Source organism: Paracoccus sp. NIOT.M2S5SZ12, assembly GCF_057748165.1.
This window is the reverse complement of record NZ_JBYLFR010000003.1, coordinates 240,119-262,181: the sequence shown is the minus strand read 5'-3', so window position 1 is coordinate 262,181 and position 22,063 is coordinate 240,119. Positions and strand designations below refer to the sequence as shown.

19 protein-coding genes are annotated in these 22,063 nt (G+C 68.5%); 8 read left to right on the top strand and 11 right to left on the bottom strand.

Translation table 11 applies throughout. From position 1 onward, the window contains the following. Positions 1–77 precede the first annotated feature (77 nt). The 6 genes from AC2SGK_RS04795 to AC2SGK_RS04770 all read right to left on the bottom strand — a co-directional run bounded on the left by AC2SGK_RS04795 (position 78) and on the right by AC2SGK_RS04770 (position 7,600). Positions 78–1,928 (bottom strand): ABC transporter ATP-binding protein, encoded by a 1,851-nt coding sequence (locus AC2SGK_RS04795; protein WP_488322449.1) that lies wholly within the window; start codon positions 1,926–1,928, stop codon positions 78–80. A 1-nt stretch (position 1,929) separates the two neighbouring features. Then, complete coding sequence (locus AC2SGK_RS04790) at positions 1,930–2,952, bottom strand: oligopeptide/dipeptide ABC transporter ATP-binding protein (protein ID WP_488322448.1); 1,023 nt, start codon at positions 2,950–2,952, stop codon at positions 1,930–1,932. Then, on the bottom strand, positions 2,949–4,058 hold the full coding sequence (locus AC2SGK_RS04785) for an oligopeptide/dipeptide ABC transporter ATP-binding protein (RefSeq protein ID WP_488322447.1): 1,110 nt from the start codon (positions 4,056–4,058) through the stop codon (positions 2,949–2,951). Before AC2SGK_RS04785 ends, AC2SGK_RS04790 begins: the two co-directional genes overlap by 4 nt. 1 nt (position 4,059) lies before the next feature. Further along, a complete protein-coding gene (locus tag AC2SGK_RS04780; protein ID WP_488322446.1) occupies positions 4,060–4,986 on the bottom strand; it encodes an ABC transporter permease subunit in 927 nt (308 codons plus the stop codon). A gap of 3 nt (positions 4,987–4,989) precedes the next feature. Continuing rightward, the gene (gene oppB, locus AC2SGK_RS04775) at positions 4,990–5,913 is read right to left on the bottom strand and encodes an oligopeptide ABC transporter permease OppB (protein ID WP_488322445.1); all 924 of its coding nucleotides are present in this window, start codon (positions 5,911–5,913) and stop codon (positions 4,990–4,992) included. An 85-nt stretch (positions 5,914–5,998) separates the two neighbouring features. Beyond that, on the bottom strand, positions 5,999–7,600 hold the full coding sequence (locus AC2SGK_RS04770; RefSeq protein WP_488322444.1) for a peptide ABC transporter substrate-binding protein: 1,602 nt from the start codon (positions 7,598–7,600) through the stop codon (positions 5,999–6,001). Positions 7,601–7,730: 130 nt separating this feature from the next. On the opposite strand from AC2SGK_RS04770, the gene cobU reads away from it, so the two are divergent. The 5 genes from cobU (at position 7,731) to AC2SGK_RS04745 (ending at position 12,526) form a co-directional block, all read left to right on the top strand. Then, the gene (cobU, locus tag AC2SGK_RS04765; protein WP_488322443.1) at positions 7,731–8,261 is read left to right on the top strand and encodes a bifunctional adenosylcobinamide kinase/adenosylcobinamide-phosphate guanylyltransferase; all 531 of its coding nucleotides are present in this window, start codon (positions 7,731–7,733) and stop codon (positions 8,259–8,261) included. Further along, positions 8,248–9,201, top strand: coding sequence for a nicotinate-nucleotide--dimethylbenzimidazole phosphoribosyltransferase (cobT, locus tag AC2SGK_RS04760; RefSeq protein WP_488322442.1), 954 nt, complete (start codon positions 8,248–8,250; stop codon positions 9,199–9,201). Before cobU ends, cobT begins: the two co-directional genes overlap by 14 nt. Further along, the gene (gene cobS / locus AC2SGK_RS04755) at positions 9,194–9,916 is read left to right on the top strand and encodes an adenosylcobinamide-GDP ribazoletransferase (RefSeq protein WP_488322441.1); all 723 of its coding nucleotides are present in this window, start codon (positions 9,194–9,196) and stop codon (positions 9,914–9,916) included. The genes cobT and cobS overlap by 8 nt, the downstream gene beginning before the upstream one ends. Before the next feature lie 118 nt (positions 9,917–10,034). Then, on the top strand, positions 10,035–10,646 hold the full coding sequence (locus AC2SGK_RS04750; protein ID WP_488322440.1) for a TRAP transporter small permease subunit: 612 nt from the start codon (positions 10,035–10,037) through the stop codon (positions 10,644–10,646). Beyond that, entirely contained in the window at positions 10,643–12,526 is a 1,884-nt protein-coding gene (locus AC2SGK_RS04745; RefSeq protein WP_488322439.1) for a TRAP transporter large permease, read from the top strand. The genes AC2SGK_RS04750 and AC2SGK_RS04745 overlap by 4 nt, the downstream gene beginning before the upstream one ends. 102 nt (positions 12,527–12,628) lie before the next feature. Here AC2SGK_RS04745 and AC2SGK_RS04740 read toward each other — a convergent pair whose 3' ends face one another. Further along, positions 12,629–13,747, bottom strand: a complete 1,119-nt coding sequence (locus AC2SGK_RS04740) for a TRAP transporter substrate-binding protein (protein ID WP_488322453.1) — start codon at positions 13,745–13,747, stop codon at positions 12,629–12,631. A 229-nt stretch (positions 13,748–13,976) separates the two neighbouring features. On the opposite strand from AC2SGK_RS04740, the gene AC2SGK_RS04735 reads away from it, so the two are divergent. Continuing rightward, positions 13,977–15,392 carry an aminotransferase-like domain-containing protein gene (locus AC2SGK_RS04735; RefSeq protein ID WP_488322438.1) on the top strand — a complete coding sequence of 472 codons (1,416 nt, stop codon included), beginning with the start codon at positions 13,977–13,979 and terminating at the stop codon, positions 15,390–15,392. A 4-nt stretch (positions 15,393–15,396) separates the two neighbouring features. On the opposite strand, the gene eno is transcribed toward AC2SGK_RS04735, so the two are convergent. From eno to AC2SGK_RS04720, 3 genes are all read right to left on the bottom strand, one after another. After that, positions 15,397–16,671 (bottom strand): phosphopyruvate hydratase, encoded by a 1,275-nt coding sequence (gene eno / locus AC2SGK_RS04730; RefSeq protein WP_488322437.1) that lies wholly within the window; start codon positions 16,669–16,671, stop codon positions 15,397–15,399. A 60-nt stretch (positions 16,672–16,731) separates the two neighbouring features. Next, positions 16,732–17,412 carry an endonuclease/exonuclease/phosphatase family protein gene (locus AC2SGK_RS04725; protein WP_488322436.1) on the bottom strand — a complete coding sequence of 227 codons (681 nt, stop codon included), beginning with the start codon at positions 17,410–17,412 and terminating at the stop codon, positions 16,732–16,734. Between the two features lie 72 nt (positions 17,413–17,484). After that, positions 17,485–18,873, bottom strand: a complete 1,389-nt coding sequence (locus AC2SGK_RS04720) for a protein adenylyltransferase SelO (RefSeq protein WP_488322435.1) — start codon at positions 18,871–18,873, stop codon at positions 17,485–17,487. A gap of 111 nt (positions 18,874–18,984) precedes the next feature. Here AC2SGK_RS04720 and obgE point away from each other — a divergent pair, with 111 nt between their 5' ends. Both obgE and proB read left to right on the top strand, forming a co-directional pair. Further along, positions 18,985–20,016: a GTPase ObgE gene (gene obgE / locus AC2SGK_RS04715; protein ID WP_488322434.1), complete on the top strand. Its 1,032-nt coding sequence runs from the start codon at positions 18,985–18,987 to the stop codon at positions 20,014–20,016. Further along, a complete protein-coding gene (gene proB, locus AC2SGK_RS04710; RefSeq protein ID WP_488322433.1) occupies positions 20,013–21,131 on the top strand; it encodes a glutamate 5-kinase in 1,119 nt (372 codons plus the stop codon). Before obgE ends, proB begins: the two co-directional genes overlap by 4 nt. 14 nt (positions 21,132–21,145) lie before the next feature. Here proB and AC2SGK_RS04705 read toward each other — a convergent pair whose 3' ends face one another. Continuing rightward, positions 21,146–22,057, bottom strand: coding sequence for a 1-acyl-sn-glycerol-3-phosphate acyltransferase (locus AC2SGK_RS04705; RefSeq protein WP_488322432.1), 912 nt, complete (start codon positions 22,055–22,057; stop codon positions 21,146–21,148). Positions 22,058–22,063: the final 6 nt, after the last annotated feature.

Below are 22,063 nucleotides of genomic sequence, written 5' to 3'. Positions count from 1 at the left end.
GGGGTCGCCCGCGTCGCCTGAACCTAAAGGGGAAAGGGGAAGTCACGCCTCAAGCCGCCTTTCTGCAACAACGCCCTTTAACGGTACCCCTGCGCCTGCAGCTCGAACAGTTCCTTGTAGCGGCCAGGCCGGGCAACCAGCTCGGCGTGGCTGCCCTGGTCCTGGACGCGGCCGCCCTCCAGCACGATGATCCTGTCGGCCATCCGCACGGATGAGAAGCGGTGCGAGATCAGCAGCGCCGTCCGCCCCTGGGTCAGGTCGCGGAACCGCAGAAAAACCTCGTATTCCGCCCGCGCGTCCAGCGCCGCCGTCGGCTCGTCCAGGACCAGCAGCTGCGCGTCGCGCATGTAGGCGCGCGCGATGGCCAGCTTCTGCCATTCGCCCCCCGACAGGTCCAGGCCGCGGGCAAAGCGCTTGCCGACCATCTGGTCATAGCCCTTGGGCAGCTTGGCGATGACCTGATCGGCCAGGGACCGTTCGGCGGCGGTCACGATGCGGGGGCGGTCGTCGCGCGCGTCGATCCGGCCGATGGCAATGTTCTCCGCCGCGGTCACCGCATAGCGCACGAAGTCCTGAAAGATCACGCCCACCGTGCCGCGCAGCTGGTCCAGGTCATAGTCGCGCAGATCGCGCCCATCCAGCGTGATGCGGCCTTCGTCGGGGTCATAGAGACGCGCCAGCAGCTTGACGATGGTGGTCTTGCCCGCGCCGTTCTCTCCGACCAAGGCGACCGTCTCTCCGGCGCGCAGCTCCAGCGTCATGCCGCGGACCGCCCAATCCTCGCGGCCCGGATATCGAAAGCCTACATTCTCGAAGCGGAAGCCCTGCGCGATGGGCGTGGGCACCGGCAGCGGATCGGCGGGGCTGGCGATGGCCGGGCGTGCGGTGAAGAAATCGAACAGGTCGTCCAGATACATGGCCTGACCCGCCATGCTGGAGAACCCCGACAGCAGCCCCTCCAGCAGACCGCGCAGCCGCAGGAAGCTGCCCGACAGGAAGGTCAGATCGCCGATGGACAGCTGCCCCGTCAGGGTGCGCGCGATGATCCACAGGAAGGCCGCGTAATAGGCCAGCGTGCCAAGCGCGGTCAGCACCGCCATCACCGACAGTTGCCGTCGCTGGATCACCCGGTTCTCCAGATAGAACCGCCGGGCCAGGGTCAGATATCTGTCGCGCAGCCAGGGGCTTAGACTGAAGATCTTCACCTCTTTCGCGGTCTCGGCGGTGGCCGCGATCATGCGCAGATAGTCGCGTTCGCGCCGGTCGGCGGCGCGGGCGTGGTTCAGCGCATAGGTGCGGGCGTTGAAGTGCATCTCTCCCATCAGGGACGGGATCAGCGCCAGCGCCAGCAGCAGCACCAGCCAGGGATTGTAGACCACCAGACCCACGCCAAAGCTGATGACCGTGACGCTGTCCTGCATCTGCTGCATCAGCTGGTTCAGCAGGGGGATGCGCCCCATCGTCTGGCGCCGGGCGCGGTCCAGGCGGTCCTGAAAGCTGGCATCCTCGAAGGAGGCCAGGTCCAGATCCGCCGCGTGATCCATCAGCCGGATCGAGATGTCGATGACCAGCCTCTCCTGCAGCAGCGCATCGACATAGGCGACCAGCCGCCCCAGCACGTCCTGTGCGATCGCCAGCGCCAGCTCAAGCGCCACCAGCCCGATCAGCGGATGAGCAAGCCCGCTGTCCCACCAGCCCGCCAGCGTATCCGGGCCGCCCGCGGCCGACAGGGCCACGACCTGATCGATGATCAGCTTGCCGACCCACAGCATCGCGACCGGCATCAGCGCCCGCATCAGCCGCAGCGCCACCATGGCCAGGGTCAGCGCGGGGCTGGCCCGCCAGACCATGACCAGGAAGGGCGGGATGTTCTTGAGCGCCGCCCAACGCGCCGCATAATCGGGGGATGCGGGCGCGTCGGGCGGCATCTCAGGCGGCCTCGGTCCGGCGGGCGTGGGCGATCTCGGCCTCCGTCAGTGGCCCCGGAAAATGGCAGGCGACCTGATGGTCGCCCACCGTCAGCACCGGCACCGACGCCGCGCATTCGGCCCGCGCTCGGGGACAGCGCGTGCGGAACACGCAACCCGATGGCGGGTTCATGGGCGAGGGCAGGTCGCCTGCCAGCGGCACGATGGTCTTGGCGGTCTCGATCGTCGGATCGGGGACCGGCACGGCGGACAGCAGCGCCTGCGTATAGGGGTGCCGGGGGTCGGAATAGAGCGCCTGCACCGGACCCATCTCCATCACGCGGCCCAGATAGAGCACCATCACCCGGTCGCTGATATGCTTCACCACCGACAGGTCATGCGCGATGAAGATCAGCGCCAGCCCCAGATCCTTCTGCAGCCGGATCAGCAGGTTTATGACCTGCGCCTGGATCGACACGTCCAGCGCCGAGACCGGCTCATCGCAGATGATCAGCTTCGGCTCCACGATCAGGGCGCGGGCAATGCCGATGCGCTGGCACTGGCCGCCGCTGAATTCATGCGGATAGCGGTTGATCTGGTTGGGCAGCAGGCCGACCTTCTCCATCATCGCCTTGACCCGCTCGCGCACTTGGGCGCGGGGTAGGTCGGGGCGATGCGTGGTCAGGGGTTCGGCGATGATCTGGCCCACGGTCATGCGCGGGTTCAGGCTAGCCAGCGGGTCTTGGAACACCATCTGGATGTCCTGGCGATAGGCCATCATCTGACGGGGGGTCAGCGCCAGAAGGTCCCTGCCGTCGATCCATTCCGCCTGGCCCGTGGCCGGGACCAGCCCGATCAGCGCGCGGGCCAGGGTCGATTTCCCGCAGCCGGATTCGCCCACCACGCCCAGGGTCTCTCCGGGTGCCAGCGCGAAATCGACGCCGTTCACCGCGCGCAGCGGGTTCGGGCGGGTCCAGGGCATCGCGCCCTCGGGGCGGATCTGGAAGGTCACGCGCAGGTCGCGCACGCTCAGAAGATCGCTCATGGCTTGGCCTCCGATCCGGGGGTCTGGGTGGCGCCGGCCGCACCGGCACCGGCGACGGCGCCCTCGGGCAGGGCGTCGGCCAGCACGTCGCCGCCCGCCGCGATCAGGTCGGGCTGCGGGTCGTCGATCATGCGTCGCGCCAGCACCTCGGCCACAGGCGCGTGGCAGGCGCGGGCGCGGCCGGGGGCAAAGACCTCCAGCGCGGGGTCGATGCGGTCGCAGCCTTCGCGACGATAGGGGCAGCGCGGCTCGAAGGCGCAGCCCGATGGCGGGCGGCTCATGTTCGGGGGCTGACCGGGGATGGCGCGCAGGTCCTCATCGTCCTGATCGACACGCGGGATCGCGTCCAGAAGGCCCTGGGTGTAGGGATGCGTCGGTTCGGCAAAGATCGGGCGCACCGGCCCGGTCTCGCGGATGCGGCCGCCATACATGACCGCGACCCGTTCGCATGACCCAGCGACCACGCCCAGATCATGGGTGATCAGGATCATCGCCATGCCGAAATCGCGCTGCAGGTCCGACAGCAGCGCCATGATCTGCGCCTGCACCGTCACGTCCAGCGCGGTGGTGGGCTCATCCGCTATGAGCAGCTTGGGGCGGCACAGCAGCGCCATGGCGATCATCACCCGCTGCCGCATGCCGCCCGAAAACTCGTGCGGATAGAGGCGGATGCGCCCCTTGGCGTCGGGGATCTTGACCGCGTCCAGCATCTGCACGGCTTGCGTGACGGCATCGCGTTTCGACAGGCCCTTGTGCAGCGTCAGCACCTCGGCCATCTGGTCGGCCACCCGCATATAGGGGTTCAGCGAGGTCATCGGGTCCTGAAAGATCATCGCGATCTGTTCGGCGCGGATGCGGTTCAGCACCTTGACCGGGGCGTTCAGGATCTCCTGTCCGTCGAAACGGACGCTGCCGGAGGCCGCGCCGTTGCGCGCCAGAAGGCCCATGATGGCAAAGGACAGCTGCGACTTGCCGCTGCCGGATTCGCCGACGATGCCCAGGGTCTCGCCCGCATCGACCGACAGGGTCACGTCGTTGACGGCCCGCACCTCGGCATCGTTGGTCTGGAAGCGGACCGAGAGGTCACGCAATTCGAGAAGGGCCATCTCAGCGCTCCTTGGGGTCGAGGGCGTCGCGCAGGCCGTCGCCCACGAAGAAGAAGCCGAACAGCGTGATCACGAAGAAGAACAGCGGAAAGGCCAGCTGCCACAACGTGCCATAGTTCATCGTGCCCGCGCCTTCCGAGATCAACGCCCCCCAGCTGGTCAGGGGTTCCTGCACGCCCAGGCCAAGGAAGCTGATGAAGCTTTCCGTCAGGATCATCAGCGGCACCAAGAGCGTCGCATAGACCGCGACCACGCCCAGCAGGTTCGGGACGATATGGCGGATGATGATCCGGAAGGACGACACTCCGGTGGCGCGCGCGGCCTCGATGAATTCTCGGTTCTTGAGGCTAAGGGTCTGACCGCGAACGATTCGGCTCATGTCCAGCCAGGAGATCAGGCCGATGCCCAGGAACAGCATCGACATCGACCGTCCGAACATGACCAGCAGCAGGATCAGCACGAACATGTAGGGGATCGACATCAGGATATCGACCGCGCGCATCATGATCTGGTCGGTGCGCCCGCCGACATAGCCCGCCGTCGCGCCATAGAGCGTGCCGACGATGACTGCGATGGCCGCCCCCACGACGCCCACCATCAGGCTGATGCGGGTGCCCTGCACTACGCGGGCATAGAGGTCGCGGCCCAGATCGTCGGTGCCGAAGAAATGCCCGTTCTCCAGAGAGGGCTGGCCCATCTGGGCGACCTGTCCCATGACGCTGAAATCCAGTTCCTCATTCGACCACCGGGCGAACTGGCCGCCGAAGATCGCGAAGAGCGACACCAGCACCAGGATCGTCAGGCCCAGCATCGCGGCCCTGTTGCGGAAGAAGCGGCGGCGCGCGTCTGCCCAGGGGCTGCGGCCGCGGACCTCTGCCTCGACCATGCGGGCCGAGAGGGACTGCATCTTGGATTGATCGATGACCATGACCTAGTACCTGATCTTGGGGTCGATCCATGCGTAGAGCACGTCGACGACGAGGTTGAAGAGGATGGTCAGCGCGCCCACCAGGATGGTGACGCCCATCATCACGGCATAGTCGCGGTTCAGCGCGGAATCGACGAAGGCCTTGCCGATGCCGCCGGTCGAGAAATAGATGTCGATCACCACCGACCCGGTGATCATCGACACGAAGACCGGCCCCAGATAGCTGATGACCGGCAGCATCGCGGGCTTCAGCGCGTGGCGGATGATGACGCGATGTTCGGGCATCCCCTTGGCCCGCGCGGTGCGGATGTGGTTCGAGCCCAGCACCTCCAGCATCGACGACCGGGTGATGCGCGCGATCGAGGCCATGTAGCTGGTCGAGAGCGCGATGACCGGCATGATCCAGAAGCTGGGATCGTTGAAGCTCCAGCCGCCGCCCGGCAGCAGCCCGTACCACAGCGTGAAGACCAGGACCAACAGCGGCGCCATCACGAAGTTCGGCAGCACCTGCGCGCCGATGGACACGCCGACCGCCAGATAATCGACCCAGCTGTTGTGCCAGATCGCCGCCACCACGCCCAGGGCCACGCCCACGACGACGGCCGCCACGAAGGACAGGCCGCCATAGGTCAGCGTCACCGGGAATCCGCTGGCGATCAGTTGGTTCACGGTGCGGTCGGGATAGACGAAGCTGGGGCCGAAGTCGAAATGCACGACCACATTGACCAGATAGTTCCAGATCTGCAGCCAGAGCGGGTCATTCAGGCCGTACTGCGCCTCCAGGTTGGCTAGGACGGCCGGGGGAAGGGCGCGTTCGCCCGTGAAGGGTCCGCCCGGTGCCAGCTGCATCAGGACGAAGGAGAGGACGATCAGCAGCAGCAGCGTGGGTATCGCCACCGCCAGCCGTCGCAGGATGAATGCGAACATCGCGTGGGGCCTTCCCTGCGGGAGGGTTGAAACGAACGGGACCGGGGCAGCCTGCGCCACCCCGGCCCCCGGTCAGGATGCCACCTTACTCGGCGACGCGATACAGGTCCTTGGCGTACCAGGTGTTCAGCAGGTTCTCGCGCGGCAGGCCCTTGATCGCCGGGTTTATCATGTCGACATCGGCGTAGTGATAGACGAAGACCGCCGGGTGTTCCTCCGCCAGAATCTCCTCGGCGCGGCGATAGAGGGGCGCGGTGTCCTCGGCCGTGCGGGCGTCGACCAGCAGCTGATCGTATTCCTCGTTCGACCACTTGCCGCTGTTGTAGCCGTCGGTGCGGAACCAGTCGAGGAAGGTCGAGGCCTCGTCGTAATCGGCGCACCAGGCATAGCGCGCGATCTCGAAGTCCTGGTTCTGCAGGCGGTCGGTGTGGACGGCCCATTCGACGTTGTTCAGCTCGACCTCGATGCCCAGGGGGCGCCAGAACTGCTGGGCGGCGATGGCCAGCAGGCGGTGGCTGTCATCGGTGTTGTACTGCAGCTGGACCTTGACCGGGTTGTCGGGACCGTAGCCGGCTTCGGCCAACAGCTCCTGCGCGCGGGCCAGGCGGGCCTCCATCGGCATGTCCTTCATGCCGCCCTCGGGCGCGGCAAAGCCATCGATCGCCCAGTGCGTCCAGGTGTAGGCCGGCTCCTGGCCGCCCTGCAGGACCTGGTCCACGATCACCTCGCGGTTCAGCGACAGGGCAATGGCCTCGCGCACGCGGACGTCCTTGAGGACCTCGGGGCCCTTTTCCGACAGGTTGAACACATAGGCATAGGAGCAGCCGTTCGGCACCGACACCGCCGCGTCCGGGAACTGTTCGGACAGGCGGGGGAACTGGCCCGCGGGGATCTGGACGCGGTCCAGCTCTCCGGCCTGATAGCGGGTCAGGGCGACGTTGTTGTCGTTCACGGTGACGCCGCGCACGGTCTCCATGATCACGTTCTCGGCGTCCCAGTATTCGGGGTTCTTCTGGAAGACGATCTCGACGCCCAGATTGTGGCTGGCCAAGGTATAGGCGCCGTTGCCCACGATGTTGCCCGGCTGGACCCAGGCATCGCCCAGCTCCTCGACCACGGCGCGCGGCACGGGATAGGTCGTGGTGTGCGACAGGGTCTTGATGAAATAGGGGGTCGGGGTGGTCAGGCGGACCTGGAGGGTGCGGTCGTCCAGCGCGGTGACGCCCAGCTGGTCGGGGGTCATCTCTCCGGCGATGATCTGGGTGGCGTTCTGGATGTTCATCAGCTCCAGGTACCAGGCATATTCCGACGCGGTCTCGGGCGTCACGACGCGCTGCCAGGCATAGACGAAGTCATCCGCGGTGACCGGATCGCCGTTCGACCAGTTCGCCTCGCGCAGGTTGAAGGTGTAGGTCAGGCCGTCCTCGGAGACCTCGTGGCTCTCGGCCATGCCGGGGATCATCTCGCCCTGCGCGTCCTGGATCATCAGACCCTCGAACAGCGAGCGCAGCGCGTCCGAACCCTCGACATCGGTGTTCTTGGCCGGGTCCAGCGACTTGATCGCGTCCAGCAGCCAGTAGGTATAGGTCTGGTTCTCGGCCAGGGTCTCGCCCTCGGCGGGCTGCACGGCCCATGCGGGCAAAGCCAGCGCGGTCAGCAGGGCGGTCGTCGCGAAAAGCTTGGTCATCCCAACTCCTCCAAGTTGTGTATCGGTGTCGTCTCGCACCGGAATGGCGCGAGGTTTAGTGAAAGCGCGGGGCTGGGCAAGCGGCGTTTCGCGCTTTCCAACCGTCCCGCCCTGTGGAAAACAGTCCCGCATGACACGGTGCGGACATATCACCCTTGTGACCGGCGGCGCGCGGTCCGGCAAGTCGGCGCTGGCCGAACGTCTGGTGACGCGGCACGCGATGCCGCGCATCTACATCGCGACCGCGCAGGGCCGCGACGCGGAGATGGCCGAAAGAATCAAGGCGCATCAAGACGATCGCGGCGCGGGCTGGCACACGGTCGAGGAGCCGGTCGACCTGGTCGCCGCGCTGATGGCCACCGACGGGCAGGGCGTGCGCCTGATCGACTGCCTGACGCTGTGGCTCTCCAATTGTCTGGGATCGGCGGATATCGGCGCATTGTGCATGACGTTACGTCAGCAATGCTGTCCTGTCGTCCTTGTTACCAACGAACTTGGCCAGGGGATCGTCCCGGACAATGCGCTGGCGCGGCGGTTCCGGGACGATCACGGCCGCATGAACCAGGCCGTCGCGCAGGTCGCCGACGAGGTCTGGATGTCCATCAGCGGCATGCCTTTTCGCCTGAAACCCACGGAGACCGACCCCGATGCCCCGATTTGACGCGACCGCCGCCGATGCCGCCCTGGCCCGGCAGGCGCAGCTGACCAAACCTGCCGGATCGCTTGGCCGGCTGGAGGAGCTGGCGGTGTTCATGGCGGGCTGGCAGGGGACCGACCGGCCCGTGCTAAAGCGCGTGCAGGCGCTGATCTTTGCGGGCAATCACGGCATCGCGGCGCAGGGCGTGACGCCCTTCCCCCCGGCGGTCACGGCGGCGATGGTCGCGAACTTCCGCGCCGGGGGGGCCGCGATCAATCAGCTGTGCCGCGTGGCCGGGGCCGCGCTGTCGGTCGTGGATCTGGACCTGGACCGGCCCACCGCGGATTTTACCAAAGGCCCCGCCATGACCCCGGCCGAGGTCGCCAAGGCCATGGCGCGGGGGGGCGAGGTCGTCGATCCCGAGGCGCATGTCCTGCTGCTGGGAGAGATGGGGATCGGCAATTCGACCGTTGCGGCCGGGCTGGCCGCGGCGACCTTCGGGGGCCGGGCCGAGGACTGGGTCGGCCCCGGCACCGGCGCGCAGGGTGCAATGCTGGCGGCCAAGACCCGCGTCGTGGCCGAAGGGCTGGCCCGTCATTCCGTGACCGGCACCGCAGACACGCTGGCGGCGTTCGGCGGGCGCGAGCAGGCGGCGATCTGCGGCGCGGTGCGGCGCGCGGGAGAGCTGGGGATTCCGGTCATCCTGGACGGCTTCATCTGCACGGCCGCCGCCGCGGTGCTGATCCGTGATGACCCCGCCGCGCTGGCCCATTGCCTGATCGGCCATGAGAGCGCCGAGCCGGGCCACCGCCGCCTGATCGCCGCCCTGGGCATGCGGCCTGTCCTGTCGCTGGACATGCGGCTTGGCGAGGGATCGGGCGCGGCCGTGGCGCTTCTGGTACTGCGCGCGGCGCTGGAATGTCACAACGGCATGGCGACCTTCGCCGAGGCCGGGATTGTCTAGGCCCCGCCAGCTGATCCTGGCGCTGGTCTTCCTGACGCGGCTGCCGCTTGGCCGCCAGCTGCCGCCGCGCGCGATGCCGCTGTCCGAGGCGGCATGGGCCTTTCCGCTGGCAGGGGCGGTGCTGGGCGCGCTGGCCGGGCTGCCGCTGTGGCTGATGGGGCCGGGCCTGCTGCCCGCGACGCTGGCCGTGGCGCTGGCGGTCTGGCTCAGCGGGGCGCTGCACGAGGATGCGCTGGCCGATTTCGCCGATGCGGGGGGCGGACGCGACCGGGAGGACCGCCTGCGGATCATGCGCGAACCCACGATCGGCAGCTATGGTGCGGCGGCGCTGACGGCCGCGATACTGGTGCGCGTCGCGGCGGTGGCGGCTCTTGGTCCCGTGGCGCTGATCGGCGCGGTCGCGGCCGGGCGCGTCGCGCCGGTGGTGCTGATGCGCGCCCTGCCGCCCGCGCGCCGCGACGGGCTGGGACAGGGTGCGGGACGCCCGTCGCGGCGCGCGGTGCTGGCGGCGGGTCTGACCGGGGCGCTGGCCCTTCTGCTGACCGCGCCGGGGCCGGGGGCCGCCGCTCTGGCCATGGCGCTGGCCGCGGTCAGCGTCGTGGCGGTGTCGCGCCGCGCCTGCCGCCTGCTGGGCGGGCAGACGGGCGACGTGCTGGGCGCGTCGGCGGTGCTGGCGGAATGTGCGGCGCTGGTCGGCATGGCCGCATTGACCTAGGGGAAGCCTGCGGAAAAACTTGACCGGGCCGGACGGGTTGCCGCATATCCTGCCCGACAGAACGACCGGGTCAACCGGATCGCGGCCCCAAGGCCGCGCCTTGAGGGAGGAGCATATCATGGGTGGCCTTTTGGCCCTTTCACGCGGCATCGACCGCGTCACGTCGCTTGTCGGCCGCAGCGTCGCGTGGCTGATCCTGCTGGCCGTGGTCATCAGCGCCGTCAACGCGGTCGTCCGCAAGCTGTTCAGCATGTCGTCGAATGCCTGGCTGGAGGCGCAGTGGTACCTGTTCGGCGCCGCCTTCATGCTGGCCTCGGCCTGGACCCTGCTCGAGAACGAACACGTCCGCATCGACGTGATCTATGGCCGCTGGTCGCGCCGGGTGCAGCACTGGATTGACCTGATCGGCACCGTGCTGTTCCTGATGCCCTTCACCACGATCATGCTGTGGCTGACCTGGCCCGCGCTGATGGGCAGCATCCGCAGCGGAGAGATCTCGATGAACGCGGGCGGCCTGCCGCTGTGGCCGGCGCGCGCGATCCTGGTCGTGGGCTTCGGCATGCTGTTCGCCCAAGGGCTGTCCGAGATCGTCAAGAAGATCGCCGTCATGCGCGGCATCATCCTCGATCCGCACCTGTCGACAGGCCCGAACGAGGCCGCCATCCACGAGGCCGAGCTGATGCTGGCAGGCCGCACCGACCTGACCGACGAACCGGAGCGCCGCGCGTGATCGACCTCATTGCCCACAACCTTGCCCCCATCATGTTCTTCTCGATGGTGGCCTTCCTGCTGTTCGGCTATCCGATCGCCTTCGCGCTGGCCGCGAACGGGCTGCTGTTCTTCTTCTTCGGGGTGTTCCTGACGCCGCTGTCGGACCAGGTGAACCTGGGCTGGAACCTCCTGGGCGCTCTTGGCGACCGGGTTTTCGGCGTGATGCGCAACGACACGCTGCTGGCCATCCCGTTCTTCACGCTGATGGGGATCGTGCTGGAACGGTCACGCATGGCCGAGGAACTGCTGGACACCATCGGCCAGCTGTTCGGACCGGTGCGCGGAGGCCTGGCCTATGCGGTGATCCTGGTCGGCGCGCTGCTGGCGGCGACGACGGGCGTGGTCGCGGCCTCGGTCATCTCCATGGGGCTGATCTCGCTGCCGATCATGATGCGCTACGGCTATGACAAGCCGCTGGCGACGGGCGTGATCGCGGCCTCGGGGACGCTGGCGCAGATCATCCCGCCTTCGCTGGTGCTGATCGTGCTGGCCGACCAGCTGGGTCGGTCGGTGGGCGACATGTACAGGGCCGCCATGGTGCCCGCGCTGGCCCTGACCGGTGTCTACATCGTCTACGTCCTGATCCTGTCGATCCTGCGTCCCAGGTCAATGCCCCCCCTGCCGCTGGAGGCGCGCAGCCTGGGCGGCGGCGGCTGGTCGCTTCTGGTGGTCAGCCTGCTGGCGGCGGGCATCTTCTACCTGTCCAGCCGCTGGATGGAGGCGAATGGCGTCACCAACGCGGCCATCTGGGCGGCCACGCTGGCGGTTGCCGTCCTTCTGGTCCTCGCGGTCACCGACCGCGCCCTGGGCGGTCGCTGGCTGTCGCCGATGACGCGCGAGGTCATCATCGTGATGATCCCGCCGCTGGCTTTGGTCTTCCTGGTGCTGGGCACGATCTTCCTGGGTATCGCCACGCCCACCGAAGGCGGCGCGATGGGCGCCATGGGCGCTCTGATCCTGTCGGCCGTCAAGGGGCGGCTCAGCTATGACGTGCTGAACCAGGCACTGCTGTCCACCGTCAAGCTGTCGGCATTCGTGATGTTCATCCTGATCGGGGCAACGGTCTTCTCGCTGACCTACTACTCGGTCAACGGCCATATCTGGGTGCGCGACCTGCTGACGGCGCTGCCCGGCGGGGTCACGGGTTTCCTGATCGTCTCCTGCGTGATCATCTTCTTCCTGGGGTTCTTCCTCGACTTCTTCGAACTGGCCTTCGTCATCGTGCCGCTGCTAATCCCGGCGGCGAACGCGCTCGGCATCGATCTGGTCTGGTTCGGGGTGATCCTGGCGGTGACGATGCAGACCTCGTTCCTGACCCCGCCGGTGGGCTTCGCGCTGTTCTACTTGCGCTCGGTCGCGCCGCGAAAATCCTATCGGGACAAGGTCACGGGCCTGATGATGGACCCGATCACCACGCTGAACATCTATCGCGGGGCGGTGCCCTTCGTCGGGCTTCAGGTTCTGATGATCGCGGCGGTCATCGCCTTCCCGGGCATGGTCATGCACTACAGGGGACCGGTCGTGGACACCTCGAACATGCGGATCGAGATCCCGATGGGCGGTGGCCTGGGCGGAGGTCTTGGCGGTGGGCTGGGCGGCGGCGATGCCGGACAGTCGGGCGGCAGCGGCTTCGGCTCGCTTGGCGGTCTGGGCGGCTCGCCCTTCGGTCAGCAGCCCGCGCCGACCGCTCCTGCACCTGCGGTTCCCTCCCCCGCAAGCCCCGCTCCGGCAGGGACGGCGCCGACTGCGCCTGAACCTGCCGCCCAAACGCCGGCAGCGCCTTCGGGCGGTATGGGTCTGGGCTTCGGCGCGCCCCCGCCGGGCCTGTCGGGCAACTGATCGGGGCGGGCCGGGGACCCCGGCCCGCCCCGCTTACCGGACAAAGAAAAACCCCCGCGCAGTCTCTGCGCGGGGGTTTCCCGTTCCGATCCTGCCCGAGGATCAGCCGCCGACGGCCAGGGTGCCGTTGCGCTGCTGGATCATCATGAACGTGTCGAAGGTGTATTCCGCGGTCTGCTGGTACAGATACCAGTCGTCGCGGAACTGCAGCATGGCCTCGTACTGGGTCTTGAATGCCTCGTTCTCGGCCGAGACCTCGGCATAGACCTCATTGGCCGCGGCAAAGGACGCGGTCAGGATCTCCTCGCTGAACGAGCGCAGCTGCGCCCCGGTGCCGACCAGCTCCTTGAGGGCGGTCGGGTTCAGATAGTCGTATTTGGCCAGCATGTTCTGGTCCACGGCCTGCGCGCAGGTGCGGAACAGCGACTTGTAGGTCTCAGGCAGCGCGTCCCACTGGCCTTTGTTCACGAAGAAGCTGACCGTCGGGCCACCCTCCCAGAAACCGGGATAGTAGTAGTAGGGCGCGACCTTCTGGAAGCCCAGCTTGCTGTCGTCATAGGGGCCGACCCATTCGGCCGCGTCGATCGTCCCGCGCTCCAGCGAGGGATAGATGTCGCCGCCGGCGATCTGCTGCGGCACCACGCCCAGCTTCTCGACCACCCGGCCCGCCAGGCCGGAGATGCGCATCTTCAGGCCCTGCAGGTCGGCCAGGCTGTTGATCTCCTTGCGGTACCAGCCGCCCATCTGCACGCCGGTATTGCCGCCCGGGTAGCTGACCAGGTTATACTGCTCCAGGAAGGCGTTGTAGTTGTCGATGCCGCCGCCCTGATAGTTGTAGGCGTTCTTGGCACGCGCCGAGAAGGTGAAGGGCAGGTCGGCGCCGCAGGCGAAGGCCGGGTCCTTGCCCCAGTTGTAGTAGCCGACCGAATGCGAGCATTCGACGGTCCCGTCGGTCGTCGCGTTGATCGCGTCCAGCCCCGGCACGATCTCGCCGGCCGAGAAGACCTGGATCTTGAAGCGGCCGTCGGTCGCCTCGGACAGGCGCTGCGATATCTCCTCGGCGCCGCCATAGATGGTGTCCAGCGACTTGGGGAAGCTGGAGGCCAGGCGCCAGTTGATCTGCGGTGCTTCCTGGGCGATCGCCGGGGCCGCCAGGACGCTGACCGCCGCTGCGGCGGCACCGCCGATGGACGCACGCGTGATGAAGGACCGCCGGTCCAACGCTTTGGAATCTTTCATTCTGTCTCCCTCCGCTTGGGTCGGGGGGCCCCCTCGGCCCGCAATGTCCCACCCTGCATGGCCGACAGTTTAGCCCGGGATTCAGACCTGTCGAGACCTCTGTGATCGATTGGTCAAGTTATTTTGCCTGTCGGGTGCGGCACCGGCGCGTGGACGATTGTGCCTGCAAAAACGGCGCATTATCAGGGACGGTGCGACAAGGAGTCCCCCCATGCGCATCGACGACTGGCATCCCGATCTGTCCGCGCAGCCCGGACCGAAGTTCCGCGCCCTGGCCAACGCGCTGCGCGAGGCCGCACGGTCGGGGCTTCTGGCCCCCGGCACGCGGCTGCCGCCGATGCGCGACCTGGCCTGGCGGCTGAAGGTCACCACCGGCACCGTCGCGCGCGCCTATCAGGTCGCCGCCGCCGAGGGCGTGATCGAGAGCCATGTTGGCCGCGGCAGCTTCATCGCGGCACCGCGCCCGCGCCAGCCGGTGCCGCAGCCGCTGCTGTACGAGAGCGTCGATCAGGCGACCGTGCCAGGCGGGCCGGCCGACCTGCGCATCCCGCAGCTGCCCGATTGCGGCCAGGTGCAGCGCATCGCCGCGCATCTGACGGCGCTGGCCGAGGATCTGGACGCGAGCGTGCTAGACTATACGCCCCTCAGCCGCGATCAGGACTGCCGCGACGCGGTGCTGGACTGGATGGCGGTGCGTCCCCTTGGCACCGTCGCGCGATCGGATCTTGTGCTGACCCATGGCGGACAGCACGCGATCACGCTGGTCATGGCGCTGTGCCTGGCCGATCAGCCCGCCAAGGTCATGGTCGAGGCGCTGACCTATCCCGGCATCAGTCACGCGGCCCGGCTGATGCGCGCCCAGACCCTGCCCGTGGCGCTGGACGATCAGGGCGTGCGGCCCGACGATCTGGACCGCGTGGCGCGGGCCAGCGGGGCGCGGCTGGTCTGCCTGACGCCCTCGGCCCAGAACCCGACGTTGGCCGGGATGGGTGCCGCGCGGCGCGCCGAGATCGTCGAGATCGCGCGGCGCCACGATCTGCAGATCATCGAGGACGAGTGCTATGCCCCCAGCCCGCGCCCCGACGCGCCCGCCAGCCTGCGCGCGCTGGCGCCTGAGCGGGTCTGGCATGTCAGCAGCCTGTCCAAGATCATCGCGGTGGGGCTGCGCTTCGGCATGCTGATCTGCCCCGAGGGGATGGGGCAGGCGGGCCGCGTGGCCGCCCAGCACAGCCATATGGGCCTGTCGCAGCCGATCACCGGGCTGGTGACGCGGCTGATGCGGTCGGGTGACGCGTCACGCATCGCGCGCGAGGTCCAGGCGGAGGTCGAGCATCGCCTGGCCATGGCCGAGGAGGCGCTGGCGGGGCTGGACGCGCGCGGGCAGGCCGGGGTGCCGATGATCTGGCTGCCGCTGCCCGCGCCTTGGTCGGCCACGGATTTCGTGGCCCGCGCCGCCGCGGCGGGGGTCATCGTGCGGCCGTCATCGGATTTCTGCGGGCCGGGGCAGGCGCCCCTGCAGGGGGTGCGGATCGCGCTGAACGGGCGGATGCCGCGCGACCGGCTGATGGCGGCGCTGCGGACCCTTGGCCAGATGGCGAGGTCCGGCCCCGGGGTGGGGCCGGACTGAGGCGTCAGCGCAGGATGCTGCGGCCGGCGTATTCGGCGGTCGCGCCCAGCATCTCCTCGATGCGGATCAGCTGGTTGTACTTCGCCAACCGGTCCGAGCGGGCCAGCGAGCCGGTCTTGATCTGACCGCAGTTGGTGGCGACGGCCAGATCGGCGATGGTCGCGTCCTCGGTCTCGCCCGAACGGTGCGACATCACGCTGGTGAAGCCCGCGCGGTCGGCCATGCGGACGGCGTCCAGCGTCTCGGACAGGGTGCCGATCTGGTTGACCTTGACCAGCAGGCTGTTGCCGCAGCCCTTCTCGATGCCTTGGGCCAGACGGCGCGGGTTGGTCACGAACAGATCGTCGCCGACCAGCTGGATGCGGCCGCCCAGCTTGTCGGTCAGCATCTTCCAGCCGTCCCAGTCATCCTCTGCGCAGCCATCCTCGATCGACAGGATCGGATAGGCGTCGCAGAGCGCGGCCAGATAGTCGACGTTCTCGGCGGGGGACAGCGACTTGCCCTCGCCCTTCATCTCGTACTTGCCGCCCTTGAAATACTCGGTCGAGGCGCAGTCCAGCGCCAGCATGATGTCGTCGCCGGGCTTGTAGCCGGCCTTCTCGATGGCCTTCAGGATGAAGTCCAGCGCGTCGCGGGTGGACGACAGGTTCGGCGCAAAGCCGCCCTCGTCGCCGATGCCGGTGGAGAGGCCCGCCGCCGACAGCTCCTTCTTCAGCGTGTGGAAGATTTCGGAGCCCATGCGCACGGCCTCGCGGATGTTCTCCGCCGCGACCGGCATGATCATGAATTCCTGGATGTCGATCGGGTTGTCGGCATGCTCGCCGCCATTGATGATGTTCATCATCGGCACCGGCAGGATGCGCGCGGCCGTGCCGCCAACATAGCGGTACAGCGGCTGGTTCGTCGCGTCCGCCGCGGCCTTGGCCACCGCCATGGACACGCCCAGGATGGCATTCGCGCCAAGGCGGCCCTTGTTGGGCGTGCCGTCCAGCTCGATCATCATGGCGTCGATGGCGCGCTGCTCGGTCGCGTCCTCGCCCACCAGGTTCTCGGCGATCTCGCCGTTCACGGCGGCCACGGCCTCCAGGACGCCCTTGCCCATGTAGCGCGCCTTGTCGCCGTCGCGCTTCTCCACCGCCTCATGCGCGCCGGTCGAGGCGCCCGAGGGCACCGCCGCGCGGCCCATGGTGCCGTCCTCCAGCGTCACGTCGACCTCGACGGTCGGGTTGCCGCGGCTGTCCAGGATTTCACGGGCATAGATGTCGATGATGGCGGTCATGAGCACACTCCGGTTGATGCTTGGCGCCTTGTTAGCGCCGACAGACCGGTTTCGCAACGCTCACGGGAGGCGGATGCGCGCCCAGATCGGCAGGTGGTCGGAGGCGTCGCGCGCGCCCGCCTCGGTGAAGACGCCGGTCTCCAGGACCTCCAGGTTCGTGGACAGCGCCATGCGGTCCAGCCGCAGCCTAGGCAGGGGCGCGGGCCAGGACGGTCCCGGCGCCACCACGCGGAACCCGGCCAGCGATTCCAGCCCCCGGTCGTCGCGCCATTCGTTGAAATCGCCCATCATCACGATCTGATCCTCGGCGATGCGCGAGGCCTGCGCGGTGATGCGTGCCAGCTGCGCGCGCCGCGAGGACCGCGCGAGGCCCAGATGCGCGCCGATGACGGTCAGCCCCGGCAGGCGCAGGGCCACCGCGCCGCGCGGCTCCAGCCCCGGCAGGGGCAGGCGGCGCAGGTTGGCCTGGGCCGCCAGATGCGGGCGCATCAGGATGGTCTGGCCGTGCCAGCCCAGGCTGCTCTCGGTCGTGCCGTAGATGTCGGCGGGAACCAGCCCGGTCTCGGCCTGGATCAGCTTGCGGGGCAGGGCCTCGGGGCGGGCGCCGAGGCGGAAGTCCACCTCCTGCAGGGCGATGATGTCGGGGTCCAGCGCCCGGATGACGGCGAGGTTGCGCAGCGGCGCATGGGGCCCGGTCATGCCGCGGCATTTGTGCAGGTTGTAGCTGGCGATCTTGAGCATGGGGTCTCTACATCCTTGGGCGCATGGTCACGGGGAACGCGCGGCCCGCAAGGGGGCGCGCGCAATTCCGCGTCAGGTGCCGCAGAATGTCTGGCGAACCGCTTCCGCGGGGGCGGGGGGCAGGGCCAGGTCTGCCCAATCCGCATGCAGATCGTGCGGATGGGTCACGGCTTGGAACAGACGCTCGAACGGGGCCATGTTGCCTGCAACGGCCGAGGCGATGGCCTGCTCGATCCGATGGTTGCGCGGGATGCGGCGCGGATTGGCGCGCTCCATGACCGCCGGGTCGGGCGACAGCGCCTGCCAGTCGCGCGACCAGGCGTCAAAGCCCGCGCGGTCGGTGAACTCGTCCCGCGCCGTGCCGTCCGACAGCCCCGCGAAGACGCGCGTGAAATCGGCGCGTTCGGTGGCCATCAGGGTCAGCAGCCGCTCGATCAGCGCCTGATGGGCCGCCCCGTCGATGCCCAGCTTGGCACCGAAGCGGCGCTGCCACGCGGCCTGATAAAGGGGCGCAAAGCCGTGCACCGCCTTGGTCGCGGCCTCGACCGCGGCCTCCTCCTCCCCCATCAGGGGGATCAGGCAGGTCGCGAACTGCGCCAGGTTCCAGACCGCGATGTCGGGCTGGTTCGCCCAGGCATAGCGCCCCTGCCGGTCGATCGAGGAAAACACCGTCTGCGGGTGATAGCCGTCCATGAAGGCGCATGGGCCATAGTCGATCGTCTCGCCCGAGATCGCCATGTTGTCGGTGTTCATGACCCCGTGGATAAAGCCCAGGGCCATCCATTGCGCGATGGTCTCGGCCTGGGTCGCGACCACGCGCTCCAAGAGCGCCAGCGGGCCGTCTGCATCGGGATAGTGGCGCGCGATGACATGATCGGTCAGCGCCTGCAGCCGCGCCCGGTCGTCGCGCACGGCGAAGTACTGGAAGGTGCCCACGCGAATGTGGCTGGCGGCGACCCGGGTCAGCACCGCGCCGGGCAGGCCGCCATGGTCGCGCCAGACCTGATCACCGGTCGCCACCGCCGCCAGCGCCCGCGTCGTGGGCACGCCCATCGCGGCCATGAATTCGCTGACCAAGTATTCGCGCAGCACCGGCCCCATCCAGGCCCGCCCGTCGCCGCGGCGCGAGAAGGGCGTGGGACCCGACCCCTTCAGCTGGATGTCGAAGCGCGCACCGTCGGGGGCCACGACCTCTCCCAGGAGGACGGCGCGGCCGTCGCCCAGCTGCGGGACGAACCCGCCGAACTGGTGCCCCGCATAGGCCTGGGCCAAGGGGACGGCGCCGTCGGGGATGGCGTTGCCGGCCAGCATCTCGACCGTCAGGGCGTCGCGGTCCATCCCCAGCCTGTCGGCCAGCGCGCCGTTCAGCGCCAGAAGGCGCGGGGCGGTCACCGGGGTCGGGTCCACGCGGGCGTAGAACCCTTGCGGCATCCGGGCATAGCTGTTGTCGAAACGGATCATCGGGGTCTCCTTTGACCCTAAGATAGGGGCGCAGGGCGGCTTTGCCAGCCCGCGACCCTTGCACCGCAGGCGTCAAGGGCGTATCCGCATCCCGCAAAAGGAGCCTTTCACATGAAATTTCTCGACCTCGCCAAAGTCTATATCCGCTCGGGCGGGGGTGGCGCGGGCTGCGTGTCGTTCCGCCGCGAGAAGTTCATCGAATATGGCGGCCCCGATGGCGGCGACGGCGGCCGTGGCGGCGATGTCTGGGCCGAGGCGGTCGAGGGGCTGAACACGCTGATCGACTTCCGCTATCAGCAGCATTTCTTCGCCAAGTCCGGCCAGCACGGCATGGGCAGCCAGATGACCGGCAAGTCGGGCGATGACATCGTGCTGCGCGTGCCGGTGGGCACCGAGATCCTGGACGAGGACGAGGAGACCGTCATCGCCGACATGACCGAGGTCGGGCAGCGCGTGCTGCTGGCCAAGGGCGGCAACGGGGGCTGGGGCAACCTGCATTTCAAGTCGGCCACGAACCGCAGCCCGCGCAACGCCAACCCCGGACAGGAGGGCATCGAGCGCACGCTGTGGCTGAGGCTGAAGCTGATCGCGGATGCCGGTCTGGTGGGCCTGCCCAATGCGGGCAAGTCGACCTTCCTGGCGGCCGTGTCGAACGCGCGCCCCAAGATCGCGGATTATCCCTTCACCACGTTGCACCCGAACCTGGGCGTCGTGGGCGTGGACGGGCGCGAATTCGTGATGGCCGACATTCCCGGCCTGATCGAGGGCGCCAGCGAAGGCCGGGGCCTGGGCGACCAGTTCCTGGGCCATGTGGAGCGGTCGAACGTGCTGCTGCATCTGGTGGACGGCACCTCCGAGACCGTGGCCGATGATGCGCGCACCATCCTGACCGAGCTTGCGGCCTATTCGCCGGTGCTGATGGAGAAGCCGCGCGTCACCGCGCTGAACAAGATCGACGCGCTGGACGAGGACGAGATCGCCGAACGCCGCGCGGCGCTGGAGGCCGAGCTGGGCCATCCGGTGATGCTGATGTCGGGCGTCTCGGGCAGCGGCGTGACGGATGTGCTGCGCGCGCTGTGGACCGAGATCGAGCCGTCGCGCGCCCCGGCCCGCGACGAGGGGCAGGGGACGTGGCAGCCGTGAGCGCGCCCGCTCACGGTCCCGACTTGGCCGCGGCGCGGCGGCTGGTCGTCAAGATCGGCTCGGCGCTGCTGGTGGGGCCGGAAGGGCTCAGGGTCGAGTGGCTGCGGGGCCTCTGCGACGACGTGGCGGCCTGGCGGGCGCGGGGATGCGACGTGGTGCTGGTCAGCTCGGGCTCCATCGCGCTCGGGCGGCGGGTGCTGGGCCTGGCCGGCGGCGCGCTGCCGCTGGAGCAGGCGCAGGCCGCGGCCGCCGTGGGCCAGATCCGGCTGGCGCGTGCCTATGAGGAGGCGCTGGCCCCGCATGGGGTGACCACGGCGCAGGTTCTGCTGACGCTGGAGGACAGCGCCGACCGCCGCCGCTATCTGAACAGCCGCGCGACCATGCAGACGCTGCTGTCTCTGGGCGTGGTGCCCATCGTGAACGAGAACGACACGGTGGCGACCGACGAGATCCGCTTCGGCGACAACGACCGCCTGGCCGCGCAGATCGCCGTCACCTGCGGTGCAGATCAGTTGCTGCTGTTGTCGGATGTGGACGGGCTATACACGTCGAACCCCAAGACCGATCCCGATGCGCGGCATCTGCCGGTAATCGCGGCGATCACGCCCGAGATCGAGGCGATGGGCGGCGACCCGGTCTCGGGCCTGTCCAAGGGCGGCATGAAGACCAAGCTGATGGCGGCGCGGACCGCGGTGGCGGGCGGGTGCGCGATGGCGATTGCCGAAGGGTCGGTCTTCCGCCCGCTGTCGGCCGTTGCACAGGGAGCCCGCGCAAGCTGGTTCCTGGCCGAGGCCGATCCGCAGCTGGCCCGCAAGCGCTGGATCGTGGCGATGAAGTCCAAGGGCACGATCGTCGTCGATGCCGGCGCGGCCCGGGCGCTGGCGCAGGGCAAGTCGCTGCTGCCCGCTGGCGTCACCGCGATCATGGGCAGCTTCGGTCGCGGCGAGCCCGTCAGCATCGCCGGACCCGAGGGGCAGCATCTGGCCGCCGGGCTGATCCGGTACACCGCGGAGGAGGCCCGGCTGATCGCCGGTCGCCAGTCGGCCGAGATCGCGGGCATCCTGGGCTACCCGGGACGCGCCGCGCTGATCCATCGCGACGACATGGCGCTCTAGCACGCCGGTCGTCCTCAGCCCCCCACGATGCGCCGGGTCGCGACCGGATCGGCAGCCCCGCGCAGGCGCGGGATGCGGGCGGCCCCCTTGCCGGGTTCGGGCAGCGACAGCACCGCGTGGCGCAGCGCCAGGATCGCCTCGTCGCTGCTGCGGGGCAGATCGGCGGGGCTGATCGGCGCGCCGATGGTCACGCGATAGGGCTGGCGCGTCTTGTTCAGCACCTCGTTGAAAAGAGTCACGTCGCGCAGCGTCGGGTGGATCTTGTCAAAAAGATAGAACAGTGCCGAATTGCGCGCGCGGATGCGCAGCGGGATGACCGGCAGGTCGAACTTGCGCGCGATCATCGCGGCGCTGGCCATCCAGGGGCGTTCGTTCAGCGTCAGGCCGGTCCGCTTTGCCAGCCGCCCGGACGGGAAGATCAGCCCGAGACGGCCCGCCTCGATCGCGTCGCGGGTGTAGTCCATGGTGGCGCGCGTCTTGGCATGGCTGCGCTTCTCCAGCCGCCATTCGACGGGCGCGATCATGTCGATCATCTGCGGAAGCACGCGGATCATGTCGTGATTGGCATAGATGAACAGGTCGTCGCGCACCTGAGAGATGGCGGCGTTCAGGAAGATGCCGTCGGCGATGCCGGTCGGGTGGTTCGAAACGATCAGCGCCGGACCGGTGGCGGGGATATGCTCGATCCCCTCGACACGCAGGTCGCGCACGATCAGGTCGGTCATCCGGCGGAAGATCTCGGACGGGGGCAGGTCGCGGACCTCAGCGCCCAATTCGATGGTCCGGGGATAGCGCAGCAGGTGCATCATCCCCCATTTCGCCAGCCGGTGATGCGGCTTTCCGGAGAACAGCCATGGTGCGCGTTCCGCGATCAGCGGGTCCAGCCGCGCCTGCATGTCGGCGCGCGCCTGCTCGGTATTGCCCATCGCGTT

Coding starts and splice junctions, on each gene's coding strand:
- AC2SGK_RS04795 (WP_488322449.1), bottom strand. CDS start 1,928: ATGCCGCCCGACGCGCCCGCATCCCCCGATTATGCGGCGCGTTGGGCG.
- AC2SGK_RS04790 (WP_488322448.1), bottom strand. CDS start 2,952: ATGAGCGATCTTCTGAGCGTGCGCGACCTGCGCGTGACCTTCCAGATC.
- AC2SGK_RS04785 (WP_488322447.1), bottom strand. CDS start 4,058: ATGGCCCTTCTCGAATTGCGTGACCTCTCGGTCCGCTTCCAGACCAAC.
- AC2SGK_RS04780 (WP_488322446.1), bottom strand. CDS start 4,986: ATGGTCATCGATCAATCCAAGATGCAGTCCCTCTCGGCCCGCATGGTC.
- oppB (WP_488322445.1), bottom strand. CDS start 5,913: ATGTTCGCATTCATCCTGCGACGGCTGGCGGTGGCGATACCCACGCTG.
- AC2SGK_RS04770 (WP_488322444.1), bottom strand. CDS start 7,600: ATGACCAAGCTTTTCGCGACGACCGCCCTGCTGACCGCGCTGGCTTTG.
- cobU (WP_488322443.1), top strand. CDS start 7,731: ATGACACGGTGCGGACATATCACCCTTGTGACCGGCGGCGCGCGGTCC.
- cobT (WP_488322442.1), top strand. CDS start 8,248: ATGCCCCGATTTGACGCGACCGCCGCCGATGCCGCCCTGGCCCGGCAG.
- AC2SGK_RS04750 (WP_488322440.1), top strand. CDS start 10,035: ATGGGTGGCCTTTTGGCCCTTTCACGCGGCATCGACCGCGTCACGTCG.
- AC2SGK_RS04735 (WP_488322438.1), top strand. CDS start 13,977: ATGCGCATCGACGACTGGCATCCCGATCTGTCCGCGCAGCCCGGACCG.
- eno (WP_488322437.1), bottom strand. CDS start 16,671: ATGACCGCCATCATCGACATCTATGCCCGTGAAATCCTGGACAGCCGC.
- AC2SGK_RS04725 (WP_488322436.1), bottom strand. CDS start 17,412: ATGCTCAAGATCGCCAGCTACAACCTGCACAAATGCCGCGGCATGACC.
- AC2SGK_RS04720 (WP_488322435.1), bottom strand. CDS start 18,873: ATGATCCGTTTCGACAACAGCTATGCCCGGATGCCGCAAGGGTTCTAC.
- obgE (WP_488322434.1), top strand. CDS start 18,985: ATGAAATTTCTCGACCTCGCCAAAGTCTATATCCGCTCGGGCGGGGGT.
- AC2SGK_RS04705 (WP_488322432.1), bottom strand. CDS start 22,057: ATGGGCAATACCGAGCAGGCGCGCGCCGACATGCAGGCGCGGCTGGAC.